Origin of the sequence: Mesorhizobium sp. WSM1497 (genome assembly GCF_001672455.2) — a bacterium.
GTDB lineage: Bacteria > Pseudomonadota > Alphaproteobacteria > Rhizobiales > Rhizobiaceae > Mesorhizobium > Mesorhizobium ciceri.
In genome coordinates, this window is record NZ_CP021070.1 from 5,627,062 (window position 1) to 5,640,759 (window position 13,698).

General features: G+C 62.7%; 15 protein-coding genes, 1 pseudogene and 1 riboswitch. Of the genes and pseudogenes, 4 read left to right on the plus strand and 12 right to left on the minus strand.

The window, feature by feature from the left end:
- Positions 1–33: 33 nt before the first annotated feature.
- Positions 34–285: an exodeoxyribonuclease VII small subunit gene (locus tag A9K65_RS27680; protein WP_013532792.1), complete on the minus strand. Its 252-nt coding sequence runs from the start codon at positions 283–285 to the stop codon at positions 34–36.
- Between the two features lie 3 nt (positions 286–288).
- Positions 289–1,215: a histone deacetylase family protein gene (locus tag A9K65_RS27685; protein ID WP_013532793.1), complete on the minus strand. Its 927-nt coding sequence runs from the start codon at positions 1,213–1,215 to the stop codon at positions 289–291.
- A 121-nt stretch (positions 1,216–1,336) separates the two neighbouring features.
- Positions 1,337–1,517, plus strand: a riboswitch (cobalamin riboswitch).
- 110 nt (positions 1,518–1,627) lie between these two features.
- Between A9K65_RS27685 and bluB the strand changes: the two are divergent.
- Positions 1,628–2,245 (plus strand): annotated as a pseudogene (gene bluB / locus A9K65_RS36155) (5,6-dimethylbenzimidazole synthase); the annotation flags it as partial.
- Between the two features lie 122 nt (positions 2,246–2,367).
- Here bluB and A9K65_RS27695 read toward each other — a convergent pair.
- Positions 2,368–3,351 carry a hypothetical protein gene (locus A9K65_RS27695; RefSeq protein ID WP_064995136.1) on the minus strand — a complete coding sequence of 328 codons (984 nt, stop codon included), beginning with the start codon at positions 3,349–3,351 and terminating at the stop codon, positions 2,368–2,370.
- Between the two features lie 286 nt (positions 3,352–3,637).
- Positions 3,638–4,246, minus strand: a complete 609-nt coding sequence (locus tag A9K65_RS27700; protein ID WP_064995135.1) for a TetR/AcrR family transcriptional regulator — start codon at positions 4,244–4,246, stop codon at positions 3,638–3,640.
- Positions 4,247–4,366: 120 nt separating this feature from the next.
- On the opposite strand from A9K65_RS27700, the gene A9K65_RS27705 reads away from it, so the two are divergent.
- Positions 4,367–5,590, plus strand: a complete 1,224-nt coding sequence (locus tag A9K65_RS27705) for an MFS transporter (RefSeq protein ID WP_064995134.1) — start codon at positions 4,367–4,369, stop codon at positions 5,588–5,590.
- 38 nt (positions 5,591–5,628) lie between these two features.
- Here the strand turns inward: A9K65_RS27705 and A9K65_RS27710 are convergent, their stop codons facing one another.
- The 3 genes from A9K65_RS27710 to aroC form a co-directional block, all read right to left on the minus strand.
- Complete coding sequence (locus A9K65_RS27710; RefSeq protein WP_064995133.1) at positions 5,629–6,171, minus strand: GNAT family N-acetyltransferase; 543 nt, start codon at positions 6,169–6,171, stop codon at positions 5,629–5,631.
- Positions 6,172–6,204: 33 nt separating this feature from the next.
- Positions 6,205–7,305: a 3,4-dihydroxy-2-butanone-4-phosphate synthase gene (gene ribB, locus A9K65_RS27715; RefSeq protein ID WP_064995132.1), complete on the minus strand. Its 1,101-nt coding sequence runs from the start codon at positions 7,303–7,305 to the stop codon at positions 6,205–6,207.
- A 167-nt stretch (positions 7,306–7,472) separates the two neighbouring features.
- On the minus strand, positions 7,473–8,582 hold the full coding sequence (gene aroC, locus A9K65_RS27720) for a chorismate synthase (protein WP_013532800.1): 1,110 nt from the start codon (positions 8,580–8,582) through the stop codon (positions 7,473–7,475).
- A 178-nt stretch (positions 8,583–8,760) separates the two neighbouring features.
- On the opposite strand from aroC, the gene A9K65_RS27725 reads away from it, so the two are divergent.
- Complete coding sequence (locus A9K65_RS27725; RefSeq protein ID WP_013532801.1) at positions 8,761–9,021, plus strand: DUF1344 domain-containing protein; 261 nt, start codon at positions 8,761–8,763, stop codon at positions 9,019–9,021.
- Positions 9,022–9,189: 168 nt separating this feature from the next.
- Here the strand turns inward: A9K65_RS27725 and A9K65_RS27730 are convergent, their stop codons facing one another.
- The 4 genes from A9K65_RS27730 to A9K65_RS27745 all read right to left on the minus strand — a co-directional run bounded on the left by A9K65_RS27730 (position 9,190) and on the right by A9K65_RS27745 (position 12,238).
- Entirely contained in the window at positions 9,190–9,777 is a 588-nt protein-coding gene (locus A9K65_RS27730) for a histidine phosphatase family protein (RefSeq protein WP_064995131.1), read from the minus strand.
- A gap of 44 nt (positions 9,778–9,821) precedes the next feature.
- Positions 9,822–10,640: an enoyl-ACP reductase FabI gene (fabI, locus tag A9K65_RS27735; RefSeq protein WP_013532803.1), complete on the minus strand. Its 819-nt coding sequence runs from the start codon at positions 10,638–10,640 to the stop codon at positions 9,822–9,824.
- Between the two features lie 106 nt (positions 10,641–10,746).
- A complete protein-coding gene (locus A9K65_RS27740; protein ID WP_064995130.1) occupies positions 10,747–11,676 on the minus strand; it encodes a J domain-containing protein in 930 nt (309 codons plus the stop codon).
- 100 nt (positions 11,677–11,776) lie between these two features.
- Positions 11,777–12,238: an RT0821/Lpp0805 family surface protein gene (locus A9K65_RS27745; protein ID WP_013532805.1), complete on the minus strand. Its 462-nt coding sequence runs from the start codon at positions 12,236–12,238 to the stop codon at positions 11,777–11,779.
- 72 nt (positions 12,239–12,310) lie between these two features.
- Between A9K65_RS27745 and pdxH the strand changes: the two genes are divergently transcribed.
- Complete coding sequence (gene pdxH / locus A9K65_RS27750; protein WP_013532806.1) at positions 12,311–12,928, plus strand: pyridoxamine 5'-phosphate oxidase; 618 nt, start codon at positions 12,311–12,313, stop codon at positions 12,926–12,928.
- A gap of 9 nt (positions 12,929–12,937) precedes the next feature.
- Here the strand turns inward: pdxH and A9K65_RS27755 are convergent, their stop codons facing one another.
- Positions 12,938–13,690 carry a crotonase/enoyl-CoA hydratase family protein gene (locus tag A9K65_RS27755; protein ID WP_064995129.1) on the minus strand — a complete coding sequence of 251 codons (753 nt, stop codon included), beginning with the start codon at positions 13,688–13,690 and terminating at the stop codon, positions 12,938–12,940.
- Between the last annotated feature and the right edge of the window lie 8 nt (positions 13,691–13,698).

Genomic DNA, 13,698 nt, shown 5'->3' on the forward strand with positions numbered 1-13,698 from the left:
ACCGGTGAGGCGAGGCCATCGTTCGGACCGGCCTCAATCTGCGTCGAGCGGCTCCGTTCCAACCGGCTTGCCGTCGCGCGACAGCCTGATCTTCTCGACCTTGTCCTCGGCGGCCTTCAGCAGCCGGTCGCAATGCGCCTTCAGCGCCTCGCCACGTTCATAGATCCTGATCGACTGGTCGAGCGGCACGTCGCCACGCTCCAGATCATCGACGATCTTCTCCAGCGCATCGAGTGCCTGCTCGAAGCTCATCGCCTTGACGTCTTCGTTGGTCTCACCAGCCATCGTTCATCCTTTCATCAGTCGCCCGACATGGGCGGCGACCGAAAATGCCAATCCCTGCAGATCGTAGCCGCCCTCGAGCAGGCTTACGAGCCGGTTGCCGCTGTGGCGTGCCGCGCGCTGCATCAGCTGGCCGGTCGCCCAGTCGAAATCATCCTCGGTCAGATTGATCTCGGCCAGCGGATCGCGGTGGTGCGCGTCGAACCCGGCCGAAATGATGATCAGGTCGGGCGCGAAATTGTCGAGCGCGGGCAGGACGCGCGACAGGAAGGCATCGCGAAACACTTCGCTGCCGGTCTGCGGCGCCAGCGGTGCGTTGACGATATTGCCGGCGCCCGTTTCGGTCTTCGCTCCGGTGCCGGGATAAAGCGGCATCTGGTGTGTCGAGCAATAGAGCACCGAGGGATCGTCCCAGAAAATATCCTGCGTGCCATTGCCGTGATGCACGTCCCAGTCGACGATGGCAACGCGCTCGACACCGTGTTTCTTCTGCGCATAACGCGCCGCGATCGCCGCCGTATTGAACAGGCAGAAGCCCATGGCCGTGGTCTTTTCGGCATGATGGCCGGGCGGCCGGGCGGCGACAAAGACGTTGTCGGCGCGGCCCGAAAAGACATCATCGACGGCAGCGTTGGCGGCGCCGATCGCAGTGATCGCCGCTTGCCAGCTCTTCGGACTGGCAGTGGTGTCGGCATCGATGCGGGCAATGCCCTCGTCGGGAATGGCGGCGCGCACGCGGGCGACGAAATCGGCGGGATGCGCGTAGAGGATGGTGGCCTCGTCGCCTTCCGGCGCCTGGATACGTTCGAGCCCGGCAAAGGCTTCCTCATCGAGCACGCGCTCGATGGCGCGCAAGCGGTCGGGCCGCTCGGGATGTCCGGGCGGCGTGAGATGCTCGAGGAAGATCGGATGCGTGTAGAGACGGGTGGTCATCGTCCTAATCTAGTGACCCGGATCGACAAAGGCCATGCACGGGCGGCCGATGACTGGGGAAAATCGCGCCTGCGTCCATTCGTGTCGCCGCAGGCATTGGCCTCGCCGGCGCTTCGGCGTAAAGTCCTTGGCACTGCCTGGTGCCCGCCGCAAGCGGGAGAATCGGGAACACGGTTGAATTCCGTGGCGTGCCCAACGCTGTGAGGGGGACCGCGCCGGTAAATGCCACTGTCGATGACGGGAAGGCACCGGACGCGGGTTGATCCCAAGCCAGAAGACCGGCCTGGCAGGCATCGTCATCCGCATGGTCGGGCGGGTGGCATCAGAGCGACGTGCGTCCATTTGGACGCACAAAGTACGCTCTGACCGTTTTGAATCTGCAATCGCAAGGGGACAAGCGATGCCGGAATATATGACCGCTGCCATTGACGATGGATTCGACCAGAATGCGCGCGATGCGGTCTATCGCGCCATGTTCACGCGGCGCGACGTGCGCAGCCATTTCCTGCCCACCGCGATCGATGACGACGTGCTGGCGCGGCTGCTGCTTGCCGCCCATCATGCGCCATCGGTCGGCTTCATGCAGCCATGGAATTTCATTGTCATTCGTGACATCGAGCGACGCGAAAGGGTGCGCGACCTGTTCCTGGCCGCGCGCGAGCAGGAACTGCCGGCGATCGAGACGGAAAAACAGGCGCTGTACCGCAAGCTCAAGCTGGAAGGCATCTGCGAGAGCGCGCTCAACATCTGCATCACTTGCGACCGGCAGCGCTCGAAGGGTTCGCCGCTGGGACGCTGGCACAATCCGGAGATGGATCTCTACAGCACCGTCTGCGCGGTGCAGAATTTCTGGCTGGCCGCGCGTGCCGAGGGCGTTGGCGTCGGCTGGGTGAGCATCATCGAGGCTGAGGCGCTGAAGCGGCTGTTGGCCATTCCGGATCACGTAACGCCAATCGCCTATCTCTGCGTCGGCCGTGTTTCCGAGTTCGCTTCCAAACCGGACCTTGAAACGCATGGTTGGGGACGGCGGCTGCCGCTGCCGGAACTGATCATGAGCGAAACGTTTTCCGGGCAAGGCGAGACACAGCTGAAGTCCACCGTGGCGCGCCTCAACACCGTTTCTGCCTCACCAGACACCATCCGCCCAGCCGATCAGGGTGTGGCGCCGGCCGTACCCCAGCGCGAACCGCCGAAGGAGGCGAGCGCCTTGTCCTTGAGCTCCCTGAACTTCGACGACGCCTCGGTCAGCCGGGCGTCCCAGGCCGGATCGGGCACCTGGCCCGCGATGGTCTTGAAATAGACCTGCATCAGGCAAGCGATGGCGAAAGGCTCGATGAAGGCCGCCTTGAACGCCCAGGCGAAGACGATGGCGAGCACGAAAGCCCAGCCGGCGAGCTGGCCAGGCATCAGGAACAGAATCGCACCAGCAGGCGCCAGCATCATCAGAAAGATGACGAACGAAACGCCCCACATGATGACCGCCAGCCAGACGGCGTTCTTGACCATGACCTTGCCGTTCTGGGCATAGAGCACGACGCCTTGGCGCGCCGTCTCGAAGGGTGAGGCTGAATTGATGCGGATGTTGTAGCCGAGGATGATCTCGTCGACATAGGTCAGCGACAGGCGGATCACCGTGTTGATGAAGGAGACCAGGCCGCTCAGGCCCGGTATAGGCAGGAAGGCGGCGATGCCGCCGAGCAGGCCGGTGATGGCGCGGATGGCACCCTTGACGAGTTGGTCGACGACGAAAAGGATGTTGGCCTCGGCAAAACGCTGGGTCACGATATCCCTGGCGTAGGCGATCTGGTCCTGACCTGCGGGAATGTCGCGGCCGTCGATCAGATGAACCATGACGGCGATGTGGCCGGCCTTGACGATATAGAGGATGTATTCGCGGATCCAGTAGACCGCGATCGAGACGATGCCAAACCCGACCACGCCGCCCCACAGGGCAAAGGACATGGGCCCGTCGGGATCGGTGGAGATATGGCCGACGCCATAGCCGACCGAGGCACCGGTGCCGGTCGCCATGATGTAGGCCAGCGTGATGCCGAAATAGACGATCATACGAAAGACGATGAACGGCCAGGTCCGCATCATGATGGACACCGACCGGCCGATCTCGAAATCCCACATGTGCCCCGAATCTCCGCCTCAGAGATGGTGGAAGAGGATGAACTCAACCCGGCGATTGTCAATTGCCGGCCCTGGCACCACAGGGCGACGAATTCTGGGCAACGGTTTTCTTTCGCAGCCTCTCGCCGGCGCGTTGTCTGACGGAGCATCACGAAAAACCCGCCTGTGCGGCGGGTCACCAGCGCAAATCAGCACCATGGACGAATATGTACCTTAGCTGAGGGCAGGTGTCAAGAAAAAATTCCTATCGGGAACAGCTGCCGGCACGAAAGCTCCGGTGGGAACTTCAATTCGACTGCGGATCCGGCTTCTTGAGCAGGCCTTCGAGCAGTTGCTTGAACGCCGTCACCACCTTCTTGGACGTCGCTTCGGGGTCGCTCGAATTGGCGATCCGTTGCGCTGCCTGGCTGCTCGCTCCGTTGATCAGTCGCGAGGCCGTCTCGGGGTCGAGGCTCGAGACAACGACCCCCTCCTCCTGCAGCGCGGTCAGATGGTCGGTCATTGACACGATGCACGCACTGGCATTCGGCCATTGCGCTGGATCCCCCAGCACGGCCGGGCCATCCCGGAACATGATGCGCTGGATTTCCGGCTCCAGCGCCATCTCGATATAGGTCGAGCACTCGTCGACGAAATGCTGCCAGCGGGTCGGCGCTCTCGACGCGACCTCATTGATGCGCGCCGCCATCTCGCCGTCGATCTGGGCTATGACCGCCTGCAGCAGCCCCTTCTTGTCGCCAAAATGATGATAGAGCGCGCCGCGCGTCAGCCCGGCCGAAGCGGTGAAATCATCCATCGAGGCTTCCGCATAGCCTGTTGTGCCGAAGGCATGGCGGGCCGCCGCGATCAGCTTTGCGCGCGTCTCGGCGATCATCTCCTTGCGGGGTCTGTGCATGGCTTCTGGCCCTATTCACATACGTAACGTATGCCAATTGACATACGCGGCGTATGCTCTATTTAACAATCATACGCTTCGTATGTAATTGCCGAATCGTCCTTTGTCGAGGAACCACCCATGCAAAATCCCTATGCGGAAATCTTTCGTGCCCCCGGAGCCAAGGGCTTTGCGGCCGCCGGATTCATGGCGCGCCTGCCGATCGCCATGGCGCCCATCGGCATCGTGGCGATGCTGTCGCAGACGCGTGGCGAATACTGGCTGGCCGGAGCCGTCTCGGCAACATACGCGCTGGCCAACGCTTTCGTTGCGCCGCAGATATCGAGATTGGTGGACCGCCTGGGCCAGACACAAATCGTCGTGCCCACCACCATCATCGCGGTGCTGGCTTTCGCCGTCCTGATAGCGGCGGCCAACCAGGACTGGCCGGTGTGGACGCTGTTCGTGTCGGCCCTACTGGCCGCGGCCATGCCAAGCATGCCGGCGATGGTGCGGGCGCGCTGGACAGAGATTTTCCGCGGACGGCCGCAGATGAACACCGCATTCGCCTTCGAGTCCGCGGCCGATGAACTGGTCTATATCGCCGGGGCATCGCTATCGGTCGGTCTCAGTGCTGCCCTGTTCCCGGAAGCCGGCGTTCTGGTGAGCACATTATTTCTCGCATTCGGATCAGCGGCCTTCATCCTGCAACGCTCGACGGAGCCGCAAGTGCGGCCGGTGGACCATGGCTCAAGCGGCTCGGCGATCCGCCTGCGGCCGGTTCAGATCATCACCTTCGCCCTGATCTTCATCGGCGCGACCTTCGCGACGACGGAAGTCAGCACCGTGGCGATCACCAAGGAGCTTGGCCAGCCCGGCGCCGCCAGCCTTGTCATCGGCGTTTACGCGCTGGGATCGTTCGTGCTCGGCATCATCGTCGGCGCGCTCAGCCTGAAGGCGCCGCTGCAACGCCAGTTGGCCATCGCGGTCGCCCTCGTCGCGCTCGGCACGCTGTTGCCGCTCACCGCCGACACCGTGCCACTGCTGGCGCTGACCGTGTTCATCAGCGGCGTGGCGATCTCGCCGACCTTCATCACCGCCTTCGGCCTGATCGAGCGGCATGTGCCGGAGGCGATGCTGACCGAAGGCATTACCTGGGTCATGACCGGCATCGGCATCGGCATGGCGCTCGGCTCGTTCGCGGCCGGCGCGGTGGTCGATGCGTTCGGTGCCCAGAACGGGTTCTGGGTCTCTGTGGCTTCAGGCACGATCGCGCTGGCCACGGTGCTGCTTGGCCAGCGCAGCCTTGCCACGGCTGAGTGCGAGATGGACGGATGCGAAGCAGCCGCGTTTGCTGCGGAATAGTTCCGGCGCGCCCGGGGCCTTAGGCCGGGCGCGCCGCTCTAGGCGGCCGGGCCTGAAATATTGACTCTTCTTGGGTGCGCCAATGCCAAAACTATCGTTGGCGCCCCGTGCAGCATCACCTCTTTTTCGAAGACGAAGCCACATTTCTCCAGCACCCGTCGCGAAGCCGGATTGGCGGGGCGGACGAGGCCGACAACCCGATCGGCACGCAAGGGGCCGAACGCGGTGCGCAGTGCTTCCGTCACCAATTCCGTGGCATAGCCATGTCCCCAGCTCGCCGGATGAAGATGATAGGACAGGTTCAGACCGTCGAAATCCGCCGATACCGTGACGCCGCCGAAGCCGACCAGCTTTTCATCCGCCTCGACCGCCAAGCGGCCAAAGCCGTGCTTGTCCCAATGGCCGATGTCGCGCGTCAGCCGCGCGACGCTCTGCTGGGCTGTATCCGGAACAGGGTCGGGGCGATGCGCAACAAGTTCCCGGCGCGAAAAGAGATCGATCAGGAAATCCAGATCAGCCTCTTCTGGGCGGCGCAGCAAAAGCCGCTCGCTGCGCTGGCTGGAAGGCAGAGACGCATTCATCCGTCTTCTCCGGCAACCGGATCGACGGGAGGCTCAGAGGATCTCGGTCTTGGCGATGTGGATGCCAAAACCTTCGAGGCCGACATAGTGGCGTTCGCGCGAGGCGATCAGGTTGATCGAGAAGATGCCGAGATCCTTGAGGATCTGGGCGCCTAGCCCGATCTCGCGCCACTCGTTTTCGCGGCGGCGCGCCTCTTCGTGATCCTCGCGGTCGCCGCTTGCCGGCCGCTTGCGCTCCTGATGCGCAACGCCGACGGAGCCTTCTCTGAGATAGACGATGACACCGCGCCTGCGCTCGCCCATTGTCTTCATGATGGCGTCGAGCCGGTGGCTGGTGCCGAAGACATCGGTCACCACATCCTCGGAATGCAGACGCACCGGCACGTCCTCGCCGTCACGAATGTCGCCGAAGACGATGGCGACGTGATGCATGGAGTCCCACGGCAGCGTGTAGGTGAAGACCTGTGCCTTGCCGCCGAGCGTGTCGATTTCCGAGCAGGCGACGCGTTCGACCAGCGTTTCCTTGCGCTGCCGGTAGGCGATGAGGTCGGCGACCGAAACCTGCTTGAGGCCATGCTCCTCGGCGAAAGCCTGCACCTGCGGACCGCGCTTGACGGTGCCGTCATCATTGACCAGCTCGGAAATGACACCGACCGGCGGCAGGCCGGCGAGCTTGCACAGATCGACCGCTGCTTCGGTATGGCCTGAGCGCATCAGCACGCCGCCTTCGCGCGCAATCAGCGGAAAGATGTGGCCGGGCCGGACGAAATCCGAGCCACCGACATTGCCGTTGGCAAGATTGCGAACGGTCAAAGTGCGATCTTCGGCCGAGATGCCGGTCGTGGTGCCATGCTTGAAATCGACACTGACGGTGAAAGCGGTGGTGTGGGCGGAATCGTTGTCGGCGACCATGGGGGCAAGGTTCAGCCGCTTGGCTTCTTCGCGCGGCATCGGCGTACAGACGATGCCGGAGGTGTGGCGAACGATGAACGCCATCTTTTCGGGCGTGCAGTGGACAGCGGCGACGATCAGGTCGCCCTCGTTCTCGCGCCCGTCATCATCCATGACGACGACGATCTCGCCGCGTTCGAAAGCACGCAGGGCTTCGACGATTTTCTTCTGGTCGTAAGGCATAAGTGCTCGCTTTGCTCGCAGGGGAATAAGGGAGTAGGGCAGTAAGGGAGTAGGGAAAAGCAAAAAGATTTGGCCGGCCGGGCTAAGAGCGCAACATACTCCCCTATTCCCCTATTCCCCTATTCCCCTATTCCCCTATTCCCCTATTCCCCTATTCCCCTATTCCCCTATTCCCCTATTCCCCTCCCCGTCTGTCCCCGATGCCGCAGATAATGATCGGCGATCGCACAGGCAACCATTGCCTCGCCGATCGGCACGGCGCGGATGCCGACGCATGGATCGTGGCGGCCCTTGGTCATGATCTCGACGTCCTTGCCGTCCTTATCGATCGACTTTCGCGGGGTCAGGATCGACGAGGTCGGCTTGACGGCGAAACGGGCGACGATTGCCTGGCCGGTCGAGATGCCGCCGAGGATGCCGCCGGCATTGTTGGACAGGAACACCGGCTTGCCGTCATTGCCGATGCGCATCTCGTCGGCATTCTGCTCGCCGGTGATGCGGGCGGCCTCGAAGCCGTTGCCGATCTCGACGCCCTTGACCGCGTTGATCGACATCAGGCCGGAGGCGATGTCCTGATCGAGCTTGGCATAGATCGGCGCGCCGAGGCCCGGTGGAACGCCGTCGGCGACGATCTCGATCACCGCACCGACCGAGGAGCCCGCCTTGCGGATGCCGTCGAGATACTGCGTGAAGACAGGAACGGAAGCCGGATCGGGGGTGAAGAACGGATTTTCCGCATCGCCGATGAAATTCCAGTTCCAGTTGGCGCGATCGATGGATTTCTCGCCCATCGACACCAGCGCACCGCGCACCACCACGCCGGGCACCACCTTGCGCGCCAAGGCACCGGCCGCCACTCTGGCTGCCGTCTCGCGGGCCGAGGAGCGGCCGCCGCCACGATAATCGCGCACCCCGTATTTGACGTCATAGGTGTAGTCGGCATGGCCGGGCCGGTACTGGCGGGCGATCTCGCCATAATCCTTTGAACGCTGGTCGACATTCTCGATCAGCATCGACACCGGCGTGCCGGTGGTGATCATCGTCTCGCCGTCCTCGTCGAGGATGAAACCTGACAGCACCTTCACTTCATCTGGTTCGCGACGCTGCGTCACGAAACGTGACTGTCCCGGCCGGCGCTTGTCGAGTTCGGCCTGGATCTCGTCGCGCGTAAAGCGGATGCCGGGCGGACAGCCGTCGACCACGCAGCCGAGCGACGGGCCATGGCTTTCGCCCCAGGTGGTGACGCGGAAAAGGTGGCCGAACGTGTTGTGAGACATGAAATACCCTGCCCGGCATCGGAGCCGGCTGAAGATTGCGTTCTATTGGCGTTTTTCACAGGGGTCAAACTGTGATCTGGCGGATTTAGTTTTGACACATTCGGTTGGTTTCTGCTCTGCTCCATCCGCTGTTGAACAGCCCGCCGCCATGCCGGTGCAATGATAAAGAGGAACGATTATGCGTACCCTGATTAGCGCCGTTGCCGCCACGCTGCTGCTTTCCACCGCCGCTTTCGCCGGCCAGACCGAAGGCCTGATCAAGAAGATCGACAAGGACACGGCGACGCTGACGCTGGATGACGGCAAGTCCTACAAGCTGAACGCAGAGACCGATCTCGACGCGCTGAAGCCGGGCATGGACATCGTCATCGCCTACGATGTGACCAATGGCGAAAACGTCATCACCGACATGGAACTGCCGGACAGCTCAGCCAACTAGAGTTTCCAACCTCAATTGAATGCAGCGTTTGCGGTTCAGCTTTCGCCGAGCCGCCTGCGAAATGGCCTAGAGCGTGTCGCGTCTGAACGGATTCAGGCGACCCGCTTTAGGTCTTTGTTTTATGCATGTCGTTCTCCCAAAACCGGGGCCAATTTTGGGTGACATGCATCAAAGCCACTCCAGACTCTTGCCTTCGAGCTTGAGCAGGCGATCCTGCGGTATTTCCAGGTTCGCTGCCTCGTCCTCGGCCAATCCCAGAACGAAACGAAACAAGGTGCGCATGACGCCGCCATGGGTCACGCATATCGTCTGGCGTTCGATCGCGTCGAAGCATGGCCTCACCCGTTCGAGCAGCATCTGATAGCTCTCGGCGCCTTCGCCGGGCGGCTGGAAGTTCCACTTGTCCAGAGCACGCGTCCCGCTTGCTCCGGGATACCGCGTCTCCAGCTCGGGAAAGGTAAATCCCTGCCAATCGCCGAAATTGACCTCGACGAGGCGCGGATCGGTTCGATAGGCATCTGGATCCAGCTTCATCGCGGCGCGAATACGCTGCATCGTTTCGCGCGTCCGTTTCATCGGACTGGCGACGAAGTCGAATTCCCAGGGATCTGGAACCAACGCAGCTAGCCGAAGCCCGTTGCCGGTCGCCTGTTCGCGGCCAAGAGTATTAAGATCGGTGTCAGCCTGCCCCTGAAGCCGCATTTCGGCGTTCCACGCGGTCTGGCCGTGGCGCGCGATATAAACCAGCGGGTACATCAGGTCTTCCGGTGCGGATCGGGACGGACGACGGTTGGGGGGTGCTAGTCCTTGACCGTCGAAATATCAGGCGCGTCGACCGCCTTCATGCCGACGACGTGGTAGCCCGAATCGACGTGGTGCACTTCACCGGTGACGCCGCGCGACAGGTCGGACAGGAAATAGACGCCGGAATCGCCGACTTCCTCCTGCGTCACCGTCTGCTTCAGCGGCGAATTGTACTCGTTCCACTTCAGGATGTAGCGGAAATCGCCGATGCCGGAAGCGGCAAGGGTCTTGATCGGGCCGGCCGAAATGGCGTTGACGCGGATCTTCTTGGCGCCGAGATCGACCGCCAGGTAGCGCACGCTGGCCTCGAGCGCCGCCTTGGCGACACCCATGACGTTGTAGTGCGGCATCACCTTTTCGGCGCCGTAGTAGGTCAGCGTCAGCAGCGAGCCGCCATCGGTCATCAGCGCCTCGGCGCGCTTGGCGATGGTGGTGAAGGAATAGACCGAAATGTCCATTGTGCGCAGGAAATTGTCGCGTGAAGTCTCGACATAGCGGCCGGTCAGCTCATCCTTGTCGGAGAAGGCAATGGCGTGGACGAGGAAATCAAGCTTGCCCCAATGTTTGGCGACATTGGCGAAAACCTCATCCAGGCTCGCCGGATCGGTGACGTCGCAATGGCCGGCGACAAAGGCGCCCAGTTCCGCCGCCAGCGGCTCGACACGCTTTTTGAACGCCTCGCCCTGATAGGTCAGCGCTATCTCGGCGCCATGATCGACGCAGGCCTTGGCAATGCCATAAGCGATCGACCTATTGTTGGCGACGCCAAGAATGAGGCCGCGCTTGCCGGCCATTAGGCCCTGTCCACCCGCCATGTGAGCGCTCTCCGCAAGATTTCAGCTTTGTGGGTTGCCCTATCGCACAGGCACAGAGCCCCTTCAAGCGCTCAAAACGGACAGTTCAGGGGACAAAAGCCGCCGATCAGCCTTTTTGGCTGCGCAACAGCGCTTCGAGTGCGCTATCACCGCCTTCCGGCAGCATGATACGCACATGAGCGTAGAGATCGCCGTGACCGCCGGCCTTTTCCGGCAGGCCTCTGCCCTTCAGCCGCAGGACCTTGTCGGAGCTCGACCAGGCCGGAATGTTGACGGCGAGCCTGCCGGTCGGCGTCTCGACAGGCACCTTGGCGCCGAGCACGGCATCCGCCAGTGCCACCGGCAGATCGGCGTGCAGGTCGCGGCCTTCGATGCGGTAGCGTGGATGCCGGCGCAGATGGATCTTGACCAGCGCGTCGCCTGGCTCGCCCGGCCCCTGCTCGCCTTGGCCCTTGAGGCGGATGGTCTGGCCATCCTCGACATAGGCCGGCAGCTTGACCGCCACCTTGCGGCCGTCGGGGAACATCGCCGTCACCTTTTCAGCGGTCGCCGCTTCCTCGATGGTGACGTCGAGCGTCACATTCAGATCGGCAGCGGTCGCCTGCTGGCGGCGATCGCCCATGCCGGGACCGCGCGCGCCAGAAAAAGTGTCGCCAAAAATCTGGCTGAAGATGTCGCTGTTGCCGTCGAACGGATCGCCACCGGGTCGACCGGAGCGGAACTCGAACCGCGAGCCGCCCGGACCTTGCTGCCGGCGAAAGCCGCCAAACGGATCGCCGCCACCGGCAGCGCCCTCAAAGCCCTGGAATCGCGGCTTGCCGTCGGCGTCGATCTCGCCGCGATCGAAAGCGGCGCGATTCTTTTCGTCGCCGACGATCTCGTAGGCCTGGTTGGCTGCGGCAAAACGGTCCTTCGCCTTTGGATCATTCGGATTCTGGTCCGGATGATGCTTTTTGGCGAGTTTCCGGTACGCCGACTTTATGTCTTTGGCCGATGCGTTCCTGGCAACGCCCAGCACCTCATAGGGGTCGCGCATGCTTACTGCCCTGGAGAAGAGTTGAGTCTCTGGTTTCCTCTTATATGCGCTCCCATAGGAAGAAATTCCAGTGCTGGAGCCGCATATCAGACGCGGAAAATCAGAGCGCCTTGAAGTCCTGCATGCGCCAGCCGCCGGCGCTGGCCAGGCACAGTTCGCCTTCGAACATGGCAACGCCGTCAAAGCTTTCGCGCGAGGCCTTGAAGCGGCGGCAGGTCTGGCCGTTGTCCTTCAATTCCGCCAGATCGGTGATGGAACCGCGCGAGCCGGTACCGGCATTGGCCCATGGGACGGCCTGCCCGCCGAGCTGCTCGATGTCGGCCGAGGAGACTGCATTGCCGATCGTCGTCTGGTCGGAGTCGCGATCCAGACTGGCCGGCGCGGCCGAGGCCGATGTGCTGCTGGTCAGAATCGAGCGGTCGACTTCGGCTTTTTCCAGGCTGAAGCCGCCGGCGCCACAAGCGGCAAGCGGCAAGGCGACCGCCACGATCGCGGCTTTCGCGCTGGCCGAAGCGATAACGCTCCATTGCCTGCTGTCAAAAGCTTGCGCGATAAGCGACAATCGGCAGCCTCCCCCTTGCTTCGTTAAGAATCTTGGCTTTGTAAGAATCTTCGTGACAATTTGAGAAAAACTATGAGTGACACTGAGTTAACAAGCGGTGACTTTACCGAGGCTGCCGAGCCGTTTCGCCTGTTTGCCGCATGGCTGGACGACGCCACGAAAAGCGAGCCGAACGACCCCAACGGCGTGGCCCTGGCGACCGTCGATACCGACGGCATGCCGGATGTGCGCATGGTTTTGCTCAAGGGGTTCGATGAAAGCGGGTTTGTCTTCTACACGAATTTCGAGAGCGCCAAGGGCCAGGAGATTCTTGGCAGCATGAAGGCGGCGATGTGTTTCCATTGGAAATCACTGCGCCGCCAGGTACGCATTCGCGGACCGGTGGAGATCGTCAGCGACGCCGAAGCCGACGCCTACTATGCGACACGGCCGCGCGGCAGCCGCATCGGCGCATGGGCCTCGAAACAATCGCGGCCGCTGGAAAGCCGCTTTGCGCTGGAGAAGGCAGTGGCCGAATACACGGCACGCTATCCGATCGGCGAGATCCCGCGGCCAAAGCACTGGTCCGGCTTCCGAATCGTGCCCACGACAATCGAGTTCTGGCACGACAGGCCGTTCCGCCTGCACGACCGGCTCGTCTTCAGCCGCAACGCGAAAGGCGCCTGGGACAAGACGAGGCTTTATCCCTGAAGAAGAGGCTCAGGCCTTCTTTCTCGTCATGAACGCGGTGAGCGCGGCGCGCGCCTCATCGGACTTCAGGCGCTCGCGAAAATGCTCGCTTTCCTCGCCGATGCGGGCGACGAGGTCGTCGCGCGAGCCGCGCATCAGGTCGCGCGCGATCTTCAACGCCTGCGGCGGCTTGGCCGCGATCTGGCCGGCGGCCGCCAGCACCGAGGCCTCCAGTGCTGCTTCCTCGACCACCTCGTAGATCAGGCCGGCGGCCTTCGCCCGTTCAGCCGAAAAGCCTTCGCCGAGGCCAAGCAGCGCGAAGGCACCCTGCTGCCCGAGGATGCGCGGCGCCAGGAGGCTCGATCCCGCCTCGGGCACCAGGCCAAGGTCGACGAAAGGTGTCCTGAACACGGTGCGTGGCGTGGCGAAGGTCAGGTCGCAATGCAGGTTGAGCGTCGTGCCGATGCCGACCGCGATGCCGTCGGCGCCGGAGACCATGGGTTTCTCAACCTTGGCCAGCGCCATCAGGAAGTCCCAGACTTCGGTGCCGCCGTCACCGCCGGTGGCGATGACCATGAAGTCGGCAAGGTCGTTGCCTGAGGAGAAGGCGCCGGGCACGCCGAGAAAGACATGGACGCGGATCTCCGGGTCGGCGTCGCCTTCAGCCAGGCTTTTTGACATTTTCGCATACATGGCGCGCGTCAGCGCGTTCTTCTTGTCCGGCCGGTTCATGCGGATGATCTGGATGGCGCCCTGGCGCTCGACGAGGATATGGTCTGTCACGGTTCTTT

Excerpts from the sequence above, each read along its gene's own strand:
- A9K65_RS27700 (WP_064995135.1), bottom strand. The coding sequence starts at position 4,246 with ATGCACAGACCCCGCAAGGAGATGATCGCCGAGACGCGCGCAAAGCTG.
- aroC (WP_013532800.1), bottom strand. The coding sequence starts at position 8,582 with ATGTCTCACAACACGTTCGGCCACCTTTTCCGCGTCACCACCTGGGGC.
- A9K65_RS27730 (WP_064995131.1), bottom strand. The coding sequence starts at position 9,777 with ATGTACCCGCTGGTTTATATCGCGCGCCACGGCCAGACCGCGTGGAAC.
- A9K65_RS27710 (WP_064995133.1), bottom strand. The coding sequence starts at position 6,171 with ATGAATGCGTCTCTGCCTTCCAGCCAGCGCAGCGAGCGGCTTTTGCTG.
- A9K65_RS27705 (WP_064995134.1), top strand. The coding sequence starts at position 4,367 with ATGCAAAATCCCTATGCGGAAATCTTTCGTGCCCCCGGAGCCAAGGGC.
- A9K65_RS27680 (WP_013532792.1), bottom strand. The coding sequence starts at position 285 with ATGGCTGGTGAGACCAACGAAGACGTCAAGGCGATGAGCTTCGAGCAG.
- A9K65_RS27725 (WP_013532801.1), top strand. The coding sequence starts at position 8,761 with ATGCGTACCCTGATTAGCGCCGTTGCCGCCACGCTGCTGCTTTCCACC.
- A9K65_RS27685 (WP_013532793.1), bottom strand. The coding sequence starts at position 1,215 with ATGACCACCCGTCTCTACACGCATCCGATCTTCCTCGAGCATCTCACG.
- ribB (WP_064995132.1), bottom strand. The coding sequence starts at position 7,305 with ATGCCTTACGACCAGAAGAAAATCGTCGAAGCCCTGCGTGCTTTCGAA.
- A9K65_RS27740 (WP_064995130.1), bottom strand. The coding sequence starts at position 11,676 with ATGCGCGACCCCTATGAGGTGCTGGGCGTTGCCAGGAACGCATCGGCC.
- pdxH (WP_013532806.1), top strand. The coding sequence starts at position 12,311 with ATGAGTGACACTGAGTTAACAAGCGGTGACTTTACCGAGGCTGCCGAG.
- A9K65_RS27695 (WP_064995136.1), bottom strand. The coding sequence starts at position 3,351 with ATGTGGGATTTCGAGATCGGCCGGTCGGTGTCCATCATGATGCGGACC.
- fabI (WP_013532803.1), bottom strand. The coding sequence starts at position 10,640 with ATGGCGGGTGGACAGGGCCTAATGGCCGGCAAGCGCGGCCTCATTCTT.